Source organism: Vibrio sp. B172a, from assembly GCF_030248355.1.
Lineage (GTDB): Bacteria > Pseudomonadota > Gammaproteobacteria > Enterobacterales > Vibrionaceae > Vibrio > Vibrio owensii.
In genome coordinates, this window is record NZ_JAHGAC010000008.1 from 344,156 (window position 1) to 364,445 (window position 20,290).

The window sequence follows — 20,290 nt, forward strand, 5'->3', positions numbered from 1 at the left end:
TTTCACACCGTTCATATCACCAAATAAACCGCCATCTTTCTGAGTAAAAAATCAATATAGTTATGAATCTAGATAAATTATCGAATCAATACATGAATTTACTTATCAAATCATCACTGTGAGGGGCTTGAATCAAATTGATATAGTGAAAGCGACTGATAAATCACTTGATTGGAGTTATTCAATTAATACATCAATTAAATTAATGGTATAGAAACAAATATAACCGTGGCAATTGAGCTTAATAACAGTAAGTAATATTAGCTCAAATGCTTATTACCGCTTGAGCTATATTTAATATTAATAATTATAACGTAATGGAAGGTATGTTCATGAGTACCGTGCAGGCAATTAGCGACAAGCGTATTTTAAAGAAAGCAGAAAAATACCTGAAGCGACACCACGATGAAGTCTATTGGTTAATTTGGCGAATAGGCATTGAAACGGGATTACGAATTACCGACATCACCAAACTGGGCTACGACAACATTAATTTTGAATCGGGTGAAGTGGTGGTGATTGAGAGTAAAGGAACACTGGCTCGACAAGCAAGAGCGCGACATAAAGTATTAAAAAGCATCAAAAATGAACTGCTCAACTACTACAAACGAGATCATACCAAGTTGCTCTCAGTGTACGTGTGTGATTACCGAAACGTAGCGGGGTTAGTGCCTCGTAGTTGGAAGAAAAGCGTCCAAGCACGCTTGGAAGAAGCAACGAAAAACGCTCCGGTGAAAAAGCGTATCGCTTATCTTAGTCCGCGAACTTTAACTGCATTGAAGAAGCGCCGAAGAATGTGGCAAGACAAAGATAACGGTCTGATTTTTTCGCGCTCTACCCTAGCCAGTAATCGAGCTAAAAGACAGCGAGGCGTTATCTCGCGTCAGGCTTGCTGGAGTGTCTTCTCGTGCTTATCTCGATGTATTGATGAGTTGCGTCAGTACAAAATCGGCTGTCACAGCCTGAGGAAAATATTTGCACGTCACCTTTATCACTCAAGCGATATGGACATTGGCCTAGTAGCGACGATTATCGGCCATCAGTCTGTTTCGACAACGCTAAGGTATATCGGTATTTCAGATGAAGATACTAAGCGGGCGCAATTGCGGCTGTTTGACTATTTCTTCGCGTAGCGAATAACACAACGACCTTTTCGTTTATAGGTTGAGGAAGCCAGCGCGACCTCAGGCATCCCAGTATCTCAAGCCCCAAACTCTCGCAATGAGAGGCAACTTTTGACGTCTGTTAGTAGGTCGATTGCACGCTTTTGCCCTCACTTCTGTAGGAATGGTACTACGTGCTACACACCTTTTTCTGAAATTGGGCAATTGTTCTTTACCATTGAATCAAAATGCCGATTTTAAGCGTTTCCCTTTATTTTTCAGGAATATAACCTCGCTCAATTCGGGGCATATTCTACCCTTGTTCAAATTCAAACCGACAGAGCATGCCCATATTGCTTAACTTTGTTATGCCTATTTAACTGTTTGATTCATAAGTCAATTAAGGCATGTGGAGGTAAAGGTGGAGTCGAACTTTTCTCAACACCTTCGAAAGGCACGAAAGAGAAGAGGTTGGTCGCAAAGAGAGCTGGTGGATCGCTTACGCCATTTCCCTTTCTCTTTGTTTGTTGGGCTCGATGTTAATGCGCTCTCTCGGTGGGAAAGTGAGAAAGTCCAACCCACAGCAGAGCGGATGGTTCAGATTCTCAGAGTGCTTGAAAACAGTGTAGATGAACTCAAGACATGCTGCTTTCCGACCAAGCCTCAATTGATCAAAAGGTTCGAGCGTTATCGTCATGGCAACTTTGGTCTTGTCCCGCTTCCTGAAGGGAAGGGGAAGTGGCGACGCTTGAACGAAAAAGGCAGTGGTCGTCAGTTTTTAAGACAGCTTTGTTCACTGACAGAGTATGAACGTTTTCTCAATGGCAAAGAGTCGACGGAGCAATGGTCCGTTGGTGGGAGTGCCTTGGCTTCTTTGACTTACCGAGTCGAAGGTGATGCGTTCATTCTCATGCATACCGAGAGTCTCAGTTATTCGGCTTTGCTGTCTAGCATTGAGCGATTGATTGAGTTGTTGTACGCCAGTCGGGCAAGGCTTTTCTTAATGGTTGCGCCAGAAAAGAAAACCGTTAAGCAAGTACGTGTGTTCCAACTTGAAGAAGTCGGAGCGAGTACCGGTGTTTATTCCGCGGGGGCCGATTATGTATTGGGTGAGCTACTTACGATTCGTTCGTGGAGCCACTCAAATCGCGCGTAATGTTCACGGATCGTACACCCAATAATAACTTTACAGTCCGGGTCAACGTTTAATTGGATAAATCTCATTAGGAACAGGTAATTAAATATATAGGCTCATAACAAGAATGCATTATTTCTTGATGAAAAGGAGCGAATAATTTAGGGAGAATTAATGGTTTAGAACTTAATAACATTCACGCTAACCAAAAATCATAACGTTTGTTAAACGATACAAACACATCGAGTTGGAAATAAAACTATTCCATCCACACATTTATTAAAAACTAAATAGCAACGATAAGAAGTCATCACTTTTTGTCTGCATTTATTCGCTAAAAATACACGGGATTTAAAAATGAAAGCTAAATTCATTCGCTCATCAATCGCAGCTACTTTTCTTTTTGGACTGATGTCTGCAACCCCTGCTTTGGCAGAAAACACGACCAACGTTTACTTCAAAGGTGAAATCGTAGAATCAGCATGTGGTCTATCACCAGACAGCATCGATCAGACAATCCAACTTGGTCAACAGCCAACGCACATCTTTAAAGCAAAAGGTGACCGCTCTACACCAGTGCCTTTCCAAGTGAAGCTGACGGATTGTGATACGACTGTAGCAACAAAAGCGGAATTCACATTCGATTCTAACCCAGATACCACTGGCGACCTATTCAGCGTTGAAGGCGGTGCAACGGGCGTTGGTGTACGTATCCTTCACGATGGTAACCCAATCGACAACGGTGACGTAGCAGCGAGCAACGTAATCGTAGACGGCACAAACATCGCGTCTTTCTCTGCAGCGTATGAAGCAAACGTAGACGTAACAGCAACGCCTGTTACAGCGGGTGTTGCAGAATCTTGGGCGCTACTACGCGTAACGTACCCATAAGCAGTTGCCGAGAGAGCTTTGGCTGGTTAGCCAAAGCTCTCGTTCTAATAAAAAACACTGGTTGATAAAATGCGTCGTCATTTACTCGGTTTAATAATTGTACTTTCCTTTCCTTCTTTTTCTTACGCGACCAGCTTCAATGATTATTTTATAAGAAGTAAAAATAGTGTCGATTTAAGCAAATTCTCGAATGCGAACTTTGTGGAAGACGGTAAATATGAGCTAGAGGTTTATATTAATGGGGAGTTCTTAACCAAAGAAAATATTGTATTTAATAACAATAAACCCTGCATTTCTGATGCATTAATGGACAGCCTTCCTCTTAGCGAGCGTGGTTATAAAGTCTACAAAGAAAACGCGATCTCAGTTGATGGTAGTGTGTGTTATCAGTTTGAAGATGTCGGCTACACCAAAGTCACGTCCGATCTCGGTAAAGCACGTTTAGACATCACGACGCCTCAAGAATACATCGCCAATGAGTACAAATATGGTTTTGTACCTGATCGTTTATGGGACGATGGCATCGCCGCGCTCTATCTGGATTACAACGTTAACTACTTTTCTAGCCAACAAGACGATGAAAATGGTTGGAATGACGATCTATCCACCTATGGCATTGTTGGGCTAAATGCCGGAGCGTTTCGCTTTCGAGCAAATTACCAAGCATCCAACAACTATTCCGGTGACTTTACGTCATTGTATGGCTACGCGCCGATCCGCAGCATTAAATCGAAATTGACGTTCGGTAATACCCAGTTTGGCTCGGACGTGTACGACTCGTTCCAAATGACGGGTGTTCGCCTGCAAAGCGATGACCAAATGCTGCCATCTAACTTGCGTGGTTACTCGCCAGTGGTCTCTGGCACGGTCAATACCAATGCGGTGATCACCATTCGCCAGCAAGGCAACGTACTTAAAGTAGTGAATGTGAATGCGGGGCCGTATCTGATTGATGACCTATCACAAGCGTCTCAAGGTACGTTGGATGTTGAGGTCAAACAAGCCGACGGGACGATTCAACGTTACCAAGTGAACGGTGCAGATGTGCTGTACCTAACGCGACCTAATCACGTGCGTTATAGCGTTTCTGCGGGTGTGCCGGACAGTGATGCTTATGAGCACACGCCTGAGTTTTTCTCCGCCGAAGCGTCCTATGGTGTCAACAACTACCTGTCGTTGTTCTCTGCAACGCTGCTCTCTGAAGATTACCAATCTTACACTTTCGGTAGTGGTATCAACCTGAATTACTTCGGGGCGGCTTCATTCGATATTTCTTCAGCGCAGGCGAAATTAGGCGACGACACGGATGCCTCTGGTTTGTCTTATGGCTTTACTTACAACAACACGCTGACCGACTTTGGCTTGGGTTTACGTGTGGCAGGCTACCGTTTTTCGGAAGAGCAATACTACGAATTTGATGAGTATTTGAAGTCTTATGATGACCGTACTTCTTCCATCGTCTATGCCGCGAACAACAACCGTAAAGATGAAAAGTACATTGCACTAACCCAGAGCTTTGGCTCGACCAGTGCGTATTTGTCTTACACCTCAAACAACTATTGGGACAATCGCCGCGACAGTTCTCGTTACGACGTCAATATTTCGCATCCATTGAAGATCAACGGGATCGATCTCTACTTAACGATGAACCTGTACAAATCGAATGATTCATACATCAGTTACGACTACGAGTCGGGCATTAATGAATACTCGCCAAGCATTGACGAAAAAGGCTGGTCATTGGGGATCTCTATTCCTATCGGTGGCAGCAACACTGTCTCAGTTCAAACCAATTCACGCAGTGGCGACTACTCTCAAAACCTCGCCTACTCGGGATACAACAATGATGACGGTTCTAACTATCGCGTTGCTTACGATGTTTACGAGGGTGAATCCAACGGCGTAAGTGGCAACTACAATCGCGATTTCTCATTCATGTCGACGTCTGTGGGTGGCAGCTATAAAACCAACTCGTACAGCCAAGTAAACGCCAATGCGATGGGCACGGTACTGCTGTCAAAACATGGCTTAGCTTACAGCGCACTTAACTCGGGTACGTCGCGCATTCTTATCGACTCGAATGTACCAGACGTCACCATTAACGGCAGCAACAACGAAGAGACCAACGCATTTGGCTTGGCGCTGATCAATGGCGTGACGCCTTATCAAAAGAGCTACAACACCATCGATTACAAATCACTACCTGATGATGTTGAGGTGCTCGGCAGCGTTAAGAGCATGGTGCTGACTGAAGGTGCGATCGGCTATCAAAAAATCAAGGCCCGCCAAGGCAGCAACTTTATGGCGCGCTTGCAAGGCGAACAAGACATTCCGTTTGGCGCATTGGTGTTTGACGACGAACTCAATCAAGAGATTGGCATTGTTGGGCAAGACTCAACGGCTTATCTGGTCGGCGTCAATCTCGATTCAAAAATCAGTGTGAGCTGGGGGGATAACCAAAGCTGCCACTTAATCATTGATGACTCAATTCTAAATAGTAAAGAAGTCATCCGTTCCGTTCATTGTGATAATTAATCAGTAGTTGAGAAGTTATGAAAAAATCAATTCTAGCCGTCATGTGTTGTTTGATGGTCTCGGCATCGGCGAATGCGGCATTGGCTTTAGACCGAACTCGTGTGGTTTATGAAGGTAACTCGAAGGTAGAGACCGTCAAAATAAAGAACCCCGCTGACATTCCATTCTTGGCGCAATCTTGGTTGACGGACATGGACGGAAAGGATGTAGAAGACAAATTCATCGTTGTTCCACCCGTGTTGAGAATCGAGAGTAAAGATTACGCTATGCTGCGCATCAAATCTTTGCCAACGGCTTCCCAACTGCCGCAAGACAGGGAAACGGCTTACTTCTTACATGTTCGCGAAGTCCCGCCTTCGGAGCATGACAAGCACGATGATGCTGTCGCAGAAACCGCCAGTGGTTCTATCCAAATCGCAATTGAATCGGTGATCAAATTTTTCTATCGACCTTCCAGTCTAGACAAGATTAAGCGCGTCGATAAAGCAGTGGCGAGCGCGACCAAAATTAAGCGCACAGGCAGCAATAAGATCTTGGTAGAAAACGGTTCGCCATTTTACGTGACTTACTCTGAGTTGATGGTGGGGAAAGCGAAGAAAGACGCGACGGGTTTCACCCCTGTGATGCTTGCGCCGTTTACCAGCAGAACCTTGAAAGTTGGAAAAAGCGACCGATACACGTTAAGCCACATCAATGATTATGGTGCCACGGTGAGCAACACCTATTTCTGCAATTCAAAAAACATTTGCACTGCCAAAGACGAAAGTGAGGGGTAATGATGAGAGCGTTATTTCTAACTCTTTGTTTGCTCGTTACGGGGCTTTCAATTGCTCCCAATGCGTGGGCATTAGCTTGCTACAGCACAGAGGCCGGTGGTAGTTTTGGTGGCAGTGGTCCTGGCGGTGTAAGCAGTTTCTACATTGATCCTTCAGCATCGGTACCCATTGATGCGCCTGATGGGCAAGTGGTATGGCGTGGCCCGTCTCAAACGGTGAATGTTACTTGCTATAAAGATGCGACGAATTTCCCTCACCTGAAGGATTTCCCCGAACAAGTGTTCTTTTGGCCCGGTAAAACGGGTGATACCGTCGTCCCGAATATTCCCGGTATTAAGGTGGGGTTTCGATATGAAGGCCGAGATATTTATGGCATAAAAACCGCAGTTGATGGCTTCAGGGTCCCTCAATGTAGTGCTAGTGAAGATAACAACGCTTGTGAGTCACGCACTAAAACATCCAAAACCATTACATACCAGCCCATCATTGTTACGGGGCCAGGGGACTTCTCTGGATATAGCGCGCCGGTCAACATTTTCCAGTTAGATGGGGAGTTAGGTTACAACGGGGCGTATGCGAACTACCGCAGCGTAATTCAGAACATGGACATTCTTAAGCCTTCTAAATGTTTGGTTGAGCTGGAGATCAAGAACAACAACATCGACTACGGGCGCATTGGTGTAGACGATATTGTGCAAACCGAGCCTCGACCTCTCACTATTATCGTTCGCAACTTAAAGTACGGAGCCGATTGTCCATCCGTTAAGCTGCGTGGTTATTTTGATAATGTTCGAGACCTGAACAACCGATCTTACGTCCCTGTTTTTGACGACAGTGGCACGGAAATCAAATCCTATGGCATCAAGCTTTACACTCCGAGTGGTGAAGAAGTGCAACTTAACGAGCCTGTCGGTGATGGCTACGAAGTAGAGCAAGTCGGCTATGACCGTTACTTCGCCAAACTGGTGCCTTTCGACCCTGCCAACATTAAGAAAGGGAAATTTGAAGGAATGGTGGTGTACACCGTTTCTTACTTATAGGGGAAGGCTTGTGAATTACAAACAAATGATTTTGTTCGCGATTTCTGTTTTTGCACTCTCCCCAGTTTTGGCACAAGAGGCCCAGCAAGTCGACGAACCCGAGAAAGGCGTTATCGATACTTTGGTATCCAATGGGTTGTATTTTCAAGTGGGAGGGGGACTCGCTCAGTTTAAAGACGATCCTTACAAGCACGACAACGACATCACCAGTTTGAAGTACAGCCTAGGTATCTTGACACAGCCTTTTGATTATGAGTTAGGCTATCGCAGCTTATCGGACGGCAATGGTTTTGACATGAAAGGTTTGGACATTCTCGCCAAACACAAATGGTCACTGTGGCGCGATGGTGGTTTGTTCGCTGGTGTGGGTGGCTACATCTACAACGCCGACATGGACAAGCCGCAGTTGGATTCGCCGACGGAAACCAGCGGCGTGGCACCTTACCTGTCGTTGGGCGGCTACTATGCCTTGAGTGAGTACATCGACGTCTCGTTGCAATTCGACAATCTGTTTAACGTCAGTGTGCTCGATCAGTACTACGACAAAAAAGACACCAAACAGCTGCGTCAGGTGAACTTGTCTCTGGTGCTTCATCCGTGGTCGAGCAGCAGTTACGAGCCGCAACCTATTGAGCACATAGAGGATGCGCCAGAAGAGCAAACCGTGATTCTAGCGGAGAGCAGTCCGGTTTATAGCTACGACGATGCAGCGCTCAACCCACAGATGGAAGCTCAATTGATGCAGTTGGCCAGTCGAATAACTGAGTTGGAAAGCTATGAAGTGGTGGTGACAGGAGGGGCAGATAGTAAGCCTGCTTATCTGGAGTACAATACTCACTTAGCGAGAGAGCGAGCAAAAGTTGTTGCGGATTTCTTGATTTTGCATGGCGTGAAAGCGGACAACATTCGTCTTGAAACGTCAGTCATTGAACAAGAGCATCGCGAGCAAGCCGCGCGTAAAGTCGAAATTACGGTCAACGGAACCGAACTGGTTGCGCCAGAATAAGAGCCTTCTTTGTTTCTGAATTAAAATAAAAATCCCTCGCCAATCGACGAGGGATTTTTGTATTCGTAGAGAAGAGGTTAATTCTCATCCCTTTTGAATGTCGAGATCAGTAACGATTAATCGTTCTTCTCTTTACCGTAAACGCGTACGCCCGCTTTAGAGCCTTCAGAGTTACCGTACACCTCGATGTTTTTCACACAGCGACGGTAACCGAAGTAACGCCAATCGGTCATCTTGTCTTTCTTTAGATCACGGTGGAAGCGAATGGTTTTCTCGTCACCGTTTTGGAATCGCACAACGACCTTTCTTAGTTCTAGGTCTTTCTCTGCTTTCACTTTGATCGCGTTGGTGTTGCGGCAAATCACCATTGGGATTTTTGCAGCTAGGTTACCGTGCTCAAGCAAGATAGTACGACCTAAAGTGAATTTATCGTCTGCGTGTGCAGGAGCGATAAGTGTTGTTGCAGCCAATGCTGCCGTGATAATAGCGGTATAAATTCTCATTTAAAAAATCACCAAAACACAGGAGCGCGAATCATAGTCGAGAGGAATGAAAAACAGCTAGCAATATTTTCTGATGTGGATGAAGTTTCACAATTCGCTGACTTTAGGCGAAGAAAGCATCAGTTGTATTAGGGAAGGGGTTGATACTGGTATCTGGCGGTTTTCATCGCTCGCAGATAGTCCAAGAAGGTTTACGTAAATCGATTTACGTAATTTCTGAGCTGACAGTGCGAGAAAAACATCCAGTTTCTGAGTGCTTTGTCGACGTTCGTTATCAGTCTGTTGTGCTGATATTCATCTTGTTTCTATTCTAACCGTCAGATTATTCGATGTTTTTATAAAAGAATGGGCCTTGTCTGTGCTTGTGCTTATTGGTTTTATACAAAATGTGACATATGAGTCATAAGTTTACGCTTTGCTATCGTTTTACGTATTTCTCGCTTGCTTTTTCTCTGTTTACTCACATAATGAACGTAAATTTTACGTTTTGCCGTAGGAGAGCGCCGTGAGTGCACCAAAAACTGATGCGGAACTGAAGAAAGCGACCATACATGAAGCTGCAAAAATTGCAGGTGTATCAATCGCTTCTGTTAGTCGAGCTCTAAATAATAAACCGGGGATCAGCGAAAAAACGCGTAAAAAGATTCTCGATATATGCAAAGAGTTGGGTTATGTACCAAGCACGTCTGCACGTGAATTGACTGGTAGTCACAAAAATACCATCGCAATTTCGCTTGGTCCGCACGATTTTTACGCTTCTCGTTACCTCGGTATGCTATGGCCTTCTTTGTCTGCTTCCATCCGTAACTCTGGACGCAACTTGTTGCCAGTAAGCTTTGGAGAAGTGGATTTAGAGCAGGTTGGCGGCGCTATTTTACTTGGTATTACCCACAACGACCCACGCATTGAAACCTGTAAAGAGATGGACTTGCCTTACGTTTGTATCGGCATGAGTGAAGGCTCTTTTTGGGTAGCTCCAGATGATTTCAATGGCGGCCGTGAAGCTACGCAACACCTTGTAGATAAAGGGCTAACAGACATTTGCTTTGTGACGCCAACGACTTATGGCGACGGTTATCAGTTCCGTCATCAAGGTTACATGTCGGTGATGGCAAGCAACGCACTTCCTGTTCGAGAGCTCAGAACAGGCGCTGATCCACTGGGTGAAATCGCGGCTTATCGTTACTTCATGAACATTGATAAAAAGCAGCTTGAGGGCTATCAAGGCTTTGTTTGTGAGTGTGACGAAACGGCACTTGGTGTTATCGCGGCACTAAAAGATCGAGGTTACACGCTGCCTGATGACTTCTCTGTAGTGGGTTACGATGGTTTACCTGGTATTTCACGTGAACTCACGACTATTGAGCAAGACACGGACAAGATCGCGGCGCGTGTTGCGAGTATGCTAGAGCAAGCCATGCTGCGTGAACAGCCTGTTGGCTCCGTTGTACCTGTGTCTCTGAAGCTAGGTAAAACCAGTTAACTCTCATTCCTCATATTGGTAATCAAAAGCAAAGAGCATGGCTGAGTCCATGCTCTTTTTGTTTACGGCTTTCATCCTCTTCTTACCCATTTCTTTGTTTCTCCGTTTCGTATCTCCAATCGAGTTTTATTAATCATTATCTCTGTATCTGCTTTACGTAAATTTTTCGTAAGAATGAGATGGTCTTACGAATCACATTTCGTTACATAACGGCCTTTTATGGCGTTTTTCTGAATTTACGAGCGAAAAATGCACCATTTTTGTAAGCGAGATCACCATTCTTGTGCGTTCTGATACGTAACTGAGTTTTTTGTGATCATCTTAACGTAAGCGCTTACGTTAATTTCGCATAATACCCTCAGATTTTGAAAGAAATGGGATTTGAGGGCGAGATGAAAAAAACAATATTGGCAGTATCCCTACTAGCTGCTGGCCTATCTGCAAACGCAGTTGCAAATACAGAAGTCACGATTGCCGGCTGGGGCGGCAATGATGTTGTGGTTCTGAACAAATTGGTGAACGAGGTACTTGCTGACGATTTTGATAAAGCAGGTCTTACTGTTAAATATCAAGCAGTTGAAGGCGATTTTTCTCAGTTTATTACTAACTCTCTTTCAGCTGGCACTGCACCAGACGCCTTCTACATCGACGTTGTATTCGCTAACACGTTAGTTAACTCTGGCAAAGTTTCTCCAAATAACAGCAGCTTAGAAAAAGTCGCGACCAACATGATCCCAAGCTTGAATTCGGCGTTTACGTTAGAAGGTAAACAGTACGGCGTGGCTAAGGATTTCAACACAATTGCACTGCAGTACAACAAAGACATTTTTGATGATGCTGAAGTCGCTTACCCAACGAATCAAGACTCTTGGGAAGATTTACGTAAAAAACTACTGGATGTGAAAGATGCGCTAGCAGATGAAGTGTCTGGTATCTGCGTTATGCCTGATTACGCGCGTTTTGCACCCTTTGCACTCGCAACAGGTTGGACGCCATTCAACGCTGAAGGCAAAACCGTTCTGGATGAGAACTTCGAGCGTGCATTTAACTTCTACACTGGCTTAGTTACCGAAGACAAAGTGGGCATCTTGGCGACTGACCTTGGTCAAGGCTGGGGCGGCGGCTGTTTCGGTACGGAAGAAACGGCAATCGCTTTAGAAGGTAACTGGATCAGTGGTTACTTACGCGATAAAGCGCCAAACCTGCCTTATGGCACAACGTTGATGCCAAAAGATCCAGTAAGCGGTGAACGTGGCAACCTACTGTTTACTGTTGCTTGGGGCGTAAATGCAGATGGTAAGAACATCGAAGCGACGCAAAAAGCGGTAGAGATCTTAACTAGCCAAAAAGCACAAGAATGGGTGTTGGATTCAGGTCTTGCTCTGCCAAGCCGTGAAGCGCTTGGTAAGTCAGAGTTCTTTGCACAGCAAAAAGCAGAAAACGAATTGGCAAAACAAGTGTTTGAAGGTGCTCTTGAAGGAAATGTAGAGCCATTCGCATTTGGTAACTACGGCACAGCATGGATGACTCCGATTAATGAAGCATTGAATTCAGTGTTGCTTGGTCAGATGACGCAGAAAGAAGCGATCAAGATGGCGCAAGCTAAATACGATGCACTGATGGCGAAATAACGGGGCGAGGGATGAACTCTTTACGTTTACGCCAACAAGTTTACGGATGGCTCCTAGCTGGGCCATTTGTACTGACTTTGGTGGTGTTTTTTCTATACGCATTGATCAGAACGGTTTACTTCAGCTTTACCGAGTACGACTTGTTCAGCGATGCAATCTGGGTTGGTTTAGCGAACTTTAAAGCTCTGCTTACTGACGATTTATTCCTGCTTTCACTGGCAAACACCATTTGGTTCTCACTAATCGTGACCTGTGTACAAACCGTGTTAGCACTTGGCTTAGCGATTTTAGTGAACTCTAAAATTCGCGCCAAAAGCTTCTTTAGAACCGCATTTTACTTACCAAGTATTTTGTCGAGTGCAGCGGTGACATTGATCTTCATTTGGTTCTACCAAAAGAACGGCTATCTCAACGGCTTTGTCACCGATGTCGTGAACCATTACCCGCACTTAAGTTGCTTTTTGCTTGTCGCTATCGCTACTCAGTTTGTGTTGGTAACCAAAGACCGTTTGAAAGGCTTACCAGTAGGTTGGTTGGATCCAGCATGGGGCATTCTCTCTTTCATCGTTGCGGGTGTGGCGACTTTCGTAGCCAGCGCAATGGGCTGGGTAGAAGTGACAGACCAAATCGTGGAAGTGAACTGGTTGAACACGCGTGACAATGTGGGGCCGATGCCTTTAACACTTTGGGCAATCGTGATTCAGAACATTTACACCACTATCCCGACCTTCATGTTGTTGTTCCTAGCAGGCTTGCAAGGCATTCCGGGTGAGCTTTACGAAGCGGCGCACATTGATGGTGCGAACAAGTGGCAACAACACTGGAACATTACGATTCCTCAGTTGGCACCGGTGACGTTCGTGGTCGTGACTTTCTCGATTATCGGTACGCTACAAATGTTTGACCAAGTAGCACTACTTGGCGCGGCAGCACCGTTGGAATCACGTATTACGCTGGCTTACTACGTTTACCACAACGCCTTCCCACCGGGTGGCACGCCGCAAATCGGCATGGCAAGCGCAGCAGCATTGGTATTGGCATTCATCACGTTGGCAGTGGTTTATCTGCAGAAAATCTTTGGTGTGAAGGAGAAAGCAGATGACTAATCCCGTTTCAACCATGAATCACGATGATGCGAAACCTATGGCATCAATGGAAGAGATTTCCAAGTTCCAAGCGCGTCGTCGCTGGGCAAAGGTAGCGTGGGTTTACAGTGCTTTGCTACTGGTTGCGACTGTCATGCTAGGTACGTTCGTGGTGGCGTTCTTAGCGAGTTTGAAAGACGACCCACTAGAGCAGCCATTTAAGTTCAACTTTGCACAGGTTCAACCAAGCAACTGGGGTGCTGCTTACCAACTCGGTAAAGAAGGTAACGATGCGCCAATGTTCGGTGGTTTTGCTCCGGGCGCAGAAGTGAACTTCACCGTGACTTACGCGGTGGAAGACGGCAAAGAGCTGGCAACTCCAGAGATTGAAGTGCCACGCCGTCGTCCAGGTACAGGTATGGCTGCGGCTATCGTGACCGACTTTGCTGCCGATTACGCGCAAGTCAGCGAGCCAGTGCTGGTAGACACTAACGATAACGTGACGTTTGTAGAGAAGCGTGGTCGTCGTGAACTTACTAAGCAAGGTCATAGCCAAACGTGGGCATTTTCCATCAAGTATCAAGGGCAAGGTCCTGAGATCGCAACGCTACCCCTAACGGTAGAAGCGCCGCGCGGCCAAGTGCTGATTGATAGCACGCTAGCGCCAAGCAAGATGGAACGTCGTGGCCGTGTTGCGGCATGGGATAACGCAGCACCGGGTTTGATTGGTTATGTATTTAAGTCTTACGTCCGCGTTTACACCGAGTCGGTGAGCCTAGATACAGGTAAGAGCTTATTTATGAGCTGGACCATCAACTCGTTCTTCATTGCGATTGGTAAGGTGATTCTGACCCTGTTCTTTGCATGTACTGCGGGTTATGCCTTAGCTCGATTGAAGTTCACTGGTGCGCGTGCTGTGTTCGCTTTCATGTTGTTCAGCATGATGATTCCGGGCCAAGTAACGTTCATCTCTAACTACTTGATTTATAAGGATATCGGCTTATTGAATACACCATGGGCGGTCATCACCGCGGTCGTTGCTTCGGGTCAGGTTCTGATCATGAAACAGTTCTTCGAGAACATTCCGAAAGAACTGGAGGAAGCCGCAATCGTAGATGGCGCAAGCCCTGCTGTGATTCTTTGGAAGGTATTCATGCCACTGGCGAAGCCAGCCATCTTGTCAGTCACCATCCTTGGTTTCCAAGGTGCTTGGAACGACTTCTTCTGGCCGCTTGTGGTGATTAACAGCCCAGCTGACGCGTTCACGCTTCCTGTTGGTCTATTGAGTTTACGTAACGCCTATGGCGTAGCAGGTGACTGGAACCTGATCTTGGCGGGGGCTTTCCTGTCAACAATCCCAGTACTGATTGTATTTATGGTTTTCCAACGTTACTTCGTGGGTAACGACATTTCTTCCGCTGTTAAAGGTTAAATTTCGGGGATATTTAAGATGTTTATGAACTACAACGCTGGTCAAGGCGAACTAAAAAACTGGATCGTTGAAGAGACGGCGTTTGACTCAGCTTTCCAAGGCAAATGTGAAGTGGTAATGAGCCAAGGTAATGGCTACATGGGTGCGCGTAGTGCAACGGAAGAAAAATACGTGGGCCAAGTTCGCAACCTTTTCGTTGCTGGTACTTACAACAAGTTTGATGCAGACGAAGTAACCGAGCTGCCAAACTCTGCAGACATGAGCTCGATTGAAATCTTCATTGATGGTCGCCGTTTCCACCTAGAAACAGGTGAAGTGAGCAACTACTCTCGTCGCCTAAACGTGAAAAACGGTGAGCTAATCCGTGAATTCACATGGACAAACAACGAAGGTAAGAGTTTTGAGATGCGTTTCCGTCGCTTCTTCTCGCAAGCAAACCTTCACCTAATGGCATTCGATGTTCAAGTAAAAGCACTGAACAGCGATGCGAAAATCGAAATCCGCTCTGGTGTGGATGCGCAGCTTTCTAACTCAGGTGCTCAGCACTTCCACGAAGGCGAAAAGCGTATCTACGACAAGCGTTTTATCGAGCTTCTACAACACACAACAGAGAGCAAAGTAGACTTTGTTTTCCTAACGTCTCACCGCTACCTAGTTGACGGCCAAGAGACAGAAATCGACCCATCACTTGCGATGGACCGTCGTAAAGTATGGGTAAACATCAACTACGATCTGAAAGCGGGCGAAACGTTCGGCACAGAAAAAGTCGGTGTGGTTCATACGTCTCGCGACAAGCAGTTCGATGTGGAAGGTTACAAGCTTCAAGCACTTCGTGACCACGCTCTGACGAACCTAAAAAACAACGCTGACCGCAGCTTTGATGAACTTCTAGAAGAGAGCGCAGCAGAGTGGGATAAGCGTTGGGCAGGCATGAACATCACTATCGGTGGTAGCGATTTCGACCAACTTGCGATCCGTTTTGCTCAATACCAGTTGAACATCTTTACGCCAATGCACGACTCTCGCTTCGGTATCGGTGCGAAAGGTCTATCTGGCGAAGGCTACAAAGGTCACTCGTTCTGGGATACAGAAGTATTCATGCTTCCGTTCTTCATCTACACCATGCCAGAAGTAGCGCGCAGCCTACTTGAGTACCGCTTTAAGACGCTAGATGGCGCTCGTAAGAAAGCGAAAGACAACGGCTACATTGGTGCACAGTTCCCATGGGAATCGGCACTAACGGGTGAAGAAGTAACGCCAGTATGGGGCGCAGTAGACATCATCACGGGTAAGTCGACGAAGATTTGGTCTGGCTTTATCGAGCAGCACATCACGTGTGACATCACTTACGCATTGTGGCAGTACTACCAAATCACTGGCGACCAGAAGTTCATGGACGACATGGGCTACGAGATCATGTTCGACACAGCAACGTTCTGGACAAGCCGCCTAGATTGGCTAGAAGACCGCAACATGTGGGGTATCTGTGACGTAATCGGTCCTGATGAGTACAAAGAGCACATCGACAACAACGCGTTCACTAACTACATGGCAGTAGAGAACATCAAACTAGCGATTCGTTACTACGAGGATCTAGAAGCGTCTAACCCAGAGCTACTGGCTAAGCTGTCTGACAAGCTAAACCTAGTGGAAGCTCGTCAAATGTGGCTAGACCGCGTAGACAACATCTATCTACCGAAGCCACGTGCTGAAGATAAGGTAATCCCACAGGATGACACTTACCTACAGAAAGAAATCATCGACCTGACTAAGTATAAAGAGCAGCCATTCGTTGGTGGTCTGTTCCAAGACTACAACCTAGAACAGGTTAATGACATGCAGGTTTCTAAGCAGGCGGACATCATGGTGCTGTTCCTACAGCAAGAAGATAAGTTCGACTTAGAAACCAAGCTGGCAAACTGGAACTACTACGAGCCGAAGACACTGCACGATTCGTCGCTAAGTCTGTCTACGCACTCGGTATTGGCGTCAGATGTTGGCAACCCAGAGCTGTCTTACGACCTGTTCCAACAAGCCGCGTCTATCGATATCGGTCAGAACATGAAGAGCTCGGATCACGGCATTCACGCGGCGTCTATCGGCGGCATGTGGCAGTGTGTGGTTTACGGCTTCGGCGGTGTTCGTATGCTAGGTGGCAACCTGCGTATCAACCCTAACCTTCCTAAGCAATGGGAAAGCCTGAACTTCCCAATCTACTGGAAAGGTGAGCGTCTAGAAGTGACCGTTGACCAAGAGCAAGTTCGTATCGAGCGCCCTGAGTTCAACGGCCAAGTGCTAAACATCGAAGTTGCAGGTGAGCCACGTGTTATCGATTCAACAGAGGTGACGTTCAATGTGTAAGGCATTCATTTTCGACCTAGATGGCGTAATCACGGATACGGCTGAGCTGCACTACCAAGCGTGGCAACGTATGGCGAACGAAGAAGGTTACTACTTCGACCGTGAAATCAATGAGCAGCTTCGTGGCGTGTCTCGACAAGCGTCGCTGAACATCATCTTGAACGGCAAAGAGATCAGCGAAGAGAAGTTTGCTGAACTAATGAAGCGTAAGAACGATTACTACGTGGATCTACTAAACACGATTTCTGCGAAAGACGTTCTACCGGGTATTGAGCAATTCCTACTTGAGCTAAACGCACGTGGCATCAAAGTGGCACTGGCGTCAGCAAGTAAGAATGCTCGTCCTATCCTGCACCGTCTTGGCTTAACACCACTGTTTGATGCTATCGGTGATGGTTGGTCAGTTAACCGCTCTAAGCCAGCGCCAGACGTGTTCATCCACGCAGCAGGCCAAGTGGGCGTAAACGCTGACGAGTGCATCGTAGTTGAAGATGCAGAAGCGGGGGTAGACGCAGCAAAAGAAGCAGGCATGCGCGTAGTAGGCATTGGTCCTAACGACCGTGTTGGTCACGCGACATGGCGCTTCGATGACACCAAAGGCATCAACTTGGGCGAGATCCTAGGTTAATCCAAAATAAGAAGTGTGGTGGGGCAGTCGTTGATATCGGCGTGCTGTCCCCGAATCACCTAAAGCCCAGACTCTTAAAGAAATATAGGTAGAACAATGGCACGTTTAGAACTGAAGAACATCAACAAAATTTATCCTGATGGTGCACACATCATCAAGGATGCCAACCTGACCATTGAAGACGGTGAATTCACGGTATTCGTTGGGCCATCAGGCTGTGGTAAGTCAACCATGCTGCGTATGGTCGCAGGTTTGGAAGAGATTTCATCAGGGGACATGTGCTTAGACGGTGAGGTGGTTAATAACCTTTCACCAACCGATCGTGGGATTGGCATGGTGTTCCAATCTTATGCGCTTTACCCGCACATGACGGTCTACGAAAACATCGCTTTTGGCCTAAAACTGGCGAAGAAAAGCAAAGACGATATTGATTCAGCAGTACGTCAGGTAGCGGAAATGCTAGAGCTGACAAACCTTCTGAAACAAAAACCCAGTCAACTATCGGGTGGTCAGCGTCAGCGCGTGGCGATTGGTCGTGCGATTGTTCGCAATCCGAAGTTGTTCCTACTTGATGAGCCGCTATCTAACCTAGACGCATCCCTACGTGTTCGTATGCGTTTGCAGCTAGCGGAATACCACAAAAAACTCAAATCTACCGTGATTTACGTAACCCACGATCAGGTTGAAGCCATGACGCTAGCCGACAAAATCGTGGTACTTCGCGCAGGCGTTGTAGAGCAAGTTGGCTCGCCTCTGGAGCTTTACTACTTCCCTCAAACACTGTTCGTAGCAGGCTTTATCGGCTCTCCAAAAATGAACCTGCTGCCAGCGACTCTGGTTTCTGCTTGCGATGAAAAAGCAACGGTAGAAGTGGGTGACTACACCTTCCAAGCGGACGTAAACGCAAAAGGCGCAACACAAGGCGCATTGATGACGCTTGGTATCCGCCCTGAAGACATCCACCTTGATGAAGAAGGTGTGGGTGTGATTGTTGAGGGCTTCGAACGCCTAGGGACAGAATCGCTGCTTTACACCACTCTAGTGCGCGGTGGTCAGGAAGTATTGGTTCGTGTGCCAGGTACTGTGCATGTCGAAATCGGCCAGCGTTTGAACATCCGCATTCCGGCTGAGAAATGTCACTTATTCGATAGCAAGGGGCATGCGTTCCAACGTGGCATGACGTTGGACGATTTGATTACGCCTCCGCCGCAAGTCAAACAAGCTATCTAATTCGGCGTACGCCGACACCATTCTAAAAATAATAAAAAAGCCCGCTACAGCGGCGGGCTTAGGATTACTGCATTCAAAATTCGGGTTCTGGATGAATTTTGAATGTGACCTTAATGCCTGTTGGCGCAGGCATCAAAAAAACTATCCCGTTGGCGCGGGACAGACAGTAACGACGAAATAATAAGGTAAACATCATGAAAAAAACAGTAGTGGCTTCTTCCATCCTCTTTAGCTTGACCCTTTCAGGATACGCTTTTGCCGAAGAAGAGAAGAAAGAAACGCAGGACGCTGAGCTTGCTGTAAAAGTGGAACAACTGAAAGCGGATTACTCAACCGCAGAACTGCTCACTGCATTGGACGTGCCAAAGCATGAAGAAGCGAAGTTCCACGGCACACTGGGTACCAACGTGGAAGTGGAACGCGTGATCCGCGATGACGGCGTGAACGAAGGTAAAGTGAAATACACTTTGCTGCAAGGTAACTTCCGCCATGATGATTTACCGGGTTGGGACTTCGGTTTCTACTCTGGCCGTGAAGAACTGTTCAACGGCAACCTAAAACACGCGAAATACGACAAAGGCGTGAACGCAATTCAAGAGATCTTTGTGAACCGCAGCTACGGTCACGACAAAGGTCACATCGGTTGGGGTGTAAAACTGGCGGGTGAAAGTATTGATAAACGTACCACGCCAGAAGCGAAAGTATTCGGCTCTTACCAACTGACCAACAATTTAGAAATGCACGGCTACGCGCTTTACCACGTGGAATACAAACGCGGTACAGGTGAGTTCCCGTACTGGGAAGTGGAGCCGGGCTTTGGCTACAAAATCTCTGACAACTCTGGCGCATGGCTAAACTTCCGTTACCAAGTCGGTGAGTGGAACGCAAAAGACGGTTACGCAGAAACGGAAACCGAGTGGATCATCAAACCGGGTATCTGGTACAGCTGGGGCAAACTGTCGGCGTCTCTATGGGGTGAATTTGGTTCATTCGAGAAAGAGCGCAACTCAGACAGCGCACACCTATGGACTGAAGATTACTCAAAAATCGGTATCTCAGCGAACTACCCACTGTCTAAGAGCTGGCGCATGTTCGGTGAGGCAAGCTACAAGAAACTTGACCTAGAAAGCGGCCCAGAGCGTGATGCGTTCGATGGCTACATCCCACTGTTCATCCTAGGTGTGAACTACAGCTTCTAAACCCCAATAGCTTTCTCCTCTGGGGGAGAGGAGAAAGCTATTTGCTTATGAAGTGCCCATTCAGATTGTCTTTTGGACGTTAACTTTTCCTTTGGGGCTAATTTGTTCCGCGAGGCTAAGTTATTTGAAGGGTACTTAGAGTAAGCCTTGTTTTGGACGCGCTTTGGCAGCAACGACTTTGTCCGGGAGTTCTATGGGACTCCTTTTTTCTTCCTGCTGGTTCGCTCAAACCAAGTTTTACTTACAACGATC

The 20,290-nt window shown here is 46.6% G+C and carries 16 protein-coding genes; 15 read left to right on the forward strand and 1 reads right to left on the reverse strand.

Features of this window, described 5'->3' with window-relative positions:
• The first annotated feature begins 332 nt into the window (after positions 1–332).
• The 7 genes from KIT90_RS11425 to KIT90_RS11455 all read left to right on the forward strand — a co-directional run bounded on the left by KIT90_RS11425 (position 333) and on the right by KIT90_RS11455 (position 8,486).
• Positions 333–1,133 (forward strand): tyrosine-type recombinase/integrase, encoded by an 801-nt coding sequence (locus tag KIT90_RS11425; RefSeq protein ID WP_009706584.1) that lies wholly within the window; start codon positions 333–335, stop codon positions 1,131–1,133.
• Positions 1,134–1,524: 391 nt separating this feature from the next.
• On the forward strand, positions 1,525–2,259 hold the full coding sequence (locus KIT90_RS11430) for a helix-turn-helix domain-containing protein (RefSeq protein ID WP_009706583.1): 735 nt from the start codon (positions 1,525–1,527) through the stop codon (positions 2,257–2,259).
• A 336-nt stretch (positions 2,260–2,595) separates the two neighbouring features.
• Complete coding sequence (locus tag KIT90_RS11435; RefSeq protein WP_009706582.1) at positions 2,596–3,129, forward strand: fimbrial protein; 534 nt, start codon at positions 2,596–2,598, stop codon at positions 3,127–3,129.
• Between the two features lie 69 nt (positions 3,130–3,198).
• Positions 3,199–5,664, forward strand: a complete 2,466-nt coding sequence (locus KIT90_RS11440) for a fimbria/pilus outer membrane usher protein (protein WP_285376746.1) — start codon at positions 3,199–3,201, stop codon at positions 5,662–5,664.
• A gap of 17 nt (positions 5,665–5,681) precedes the next feature.
• Positions 5,682–6,440: a molecular chaperone gene (locus KIT90_RS11445; protein WP_285376747.1), complete on the forward strand. Its 759-nt coding sequence runs from the start codon at positions 5,682–5,684 to the stop codon at positions 6,438–6,440.
• Positions 6,440–7,480, forward strand: coding sequence for an adhesin (locus KIT90_RS11450; protein ID WP_285376748.1), 1,041 nt, complete (start codon positions 6,440–6,442; stop codon positions 7,478–7,480). The genes KIT90_RS11445 and KIT90_RS11450 overlap by 1 nt, the downstream gene beginning before the upstream one ends.
• Positions 7,481–7,490: 10 nt before the next feature.
• Positions 7,491–8,486, forward strand: a complete 996-nt coding sequence (locus tag KIT90_RS11455; protein ID WP_285376749.1) for an OmpA family protein — start codon at positions 7,491–7,493, stop codon at positions 8,484–8,486.
• Between the two features lie 116 nt (positions 8,487–8,602).
• Here the strand turns inward: KIT90_RS11455 and KIT90_RS11460 are convergent, their stop codons facing one another.
• Positions 8,603–8,989: a DUF2541 family protein gene (locus KIT90_RS11460; protein ID WP_005434277.1), complete on the reverse strand. Its 387-nt coding sequence runs from the start codon at positions 8,987–8,989 to the stop codon at positions 8,603–8,605.
• Between the two features lie 505 nt (positions 8,990–9,494).
• Here KIT90_RS11460 and KIT90_RS11465 point away from each other — a divergent pair.
• From KIT90_RS11465 to KIT90_RS11500, 8 genes are all read left to right on the forward strand, one after another.
• Positions 9,495–10,472, forward strand: a complete 978-nt coding sequence (locus tag KIT90_RS11465; RefSeq protein ID WP_005434280.1) for a LacI family DNA-binding transcriptional regulator — start codon at positions 9,495–9,497, stop codon at positions 10,470–10,472.
• Positions 10,473–10,864: 392 nt separating this feature from the next.
• Positions 10,865–12,103 (forward strand): extracellular solute-binding protein, encoded by a 1,239-nt coding sequence (locus tag KIT90_RS11470; protein ID WP_045410777.1) that lies wholly within the window; start codon positions 10,865–10,867, stop codon positions 12,101–12,103.
• 11 nt (positions 12,104–12,114) lie between these two features.
• The gene (locus KIT90_RS11475) at positions 12,115–13,209 is read left to right on the forward strand and encodes a carbohydrate ABC transporter permease (RefSeq protein WP_285376750.1); all 1,095 of its coding nucleotides are present in this window, start codon (positions 12,115–12,117) and stop codon (positions 13,207–13,209) included.
• Positions 13,202–14,620, forward strand: a complete 1,419-nt coding sequence (locus KIT90_RS11480) for a carbohydrate ABC transporter permease (RefSeq protein ID WP_005434284.1) — start codon at positions 13,202–13,204, stop codon at positions 14,618–14,620. Before KIT90_RS11475 ends, KIT90_RS11480 begins: the two co-directional genes overlap by 8 nt.
• Positions 14,621–14,638: 18 nt before the next feature.
• Positions 14,639–16,981 carry a glycoside hydrolase family 65 protein gene (locus KIT90_RS11485; RefSeq protein WP_009706575.1) on the forward strand — a complete coding sequence of 781 codons (2,343 nt, stop codon included), beginning with the start codon at positions 14,639–14,641 and terminating at the stop codon, positions 16,979–16,981.
• On the forward strand, positions 16,974–17,609 hold the full coding sequence (gene pgmB, locus KIT90_RS11490; protein ID WP_005434287.1) for a beta-phosphoglucomutase: 636 nt from the start codon (positions 16,974–16,976) through the stop codon (positions 17,607–17,609). The genes KIT90_RS11485 and pgmB overlap by 8 nt, the downstream gene beginning before the upstream one ends.
• A gap of 96 nt (positions 17,610–17,705) precedes the next feature.
• Positions 17,706–18,839 carry an ABC transporter ATP-binding protein gene (locus tag KIT90_RS11495; RefSeq protein ID WP_039987398.1) on the forward strand — a complete coding sequence of 378 codons (1,134 nt, stop codon included), beginning with the start codon at positions 17,706–17,708 and terminating at the stop codon, positions 18,837–18,839.
• A 194-nt stretch (positions 18,840–19,033) separates the two neighbouring features.
• Positions 19,034–20,038: an OmpG porin family protein gene (locus tag KIT90_RS11500; RefSeq protein WP_285376751.1), complete on the forward strand. Its 1,005-nt coding sequence runs from the start codon at positions 19,034–19,036 to the stop codon at positions 20,036–20,038.
• Positions 20,039–20,290: the final 252 nt, after the last annotated feature.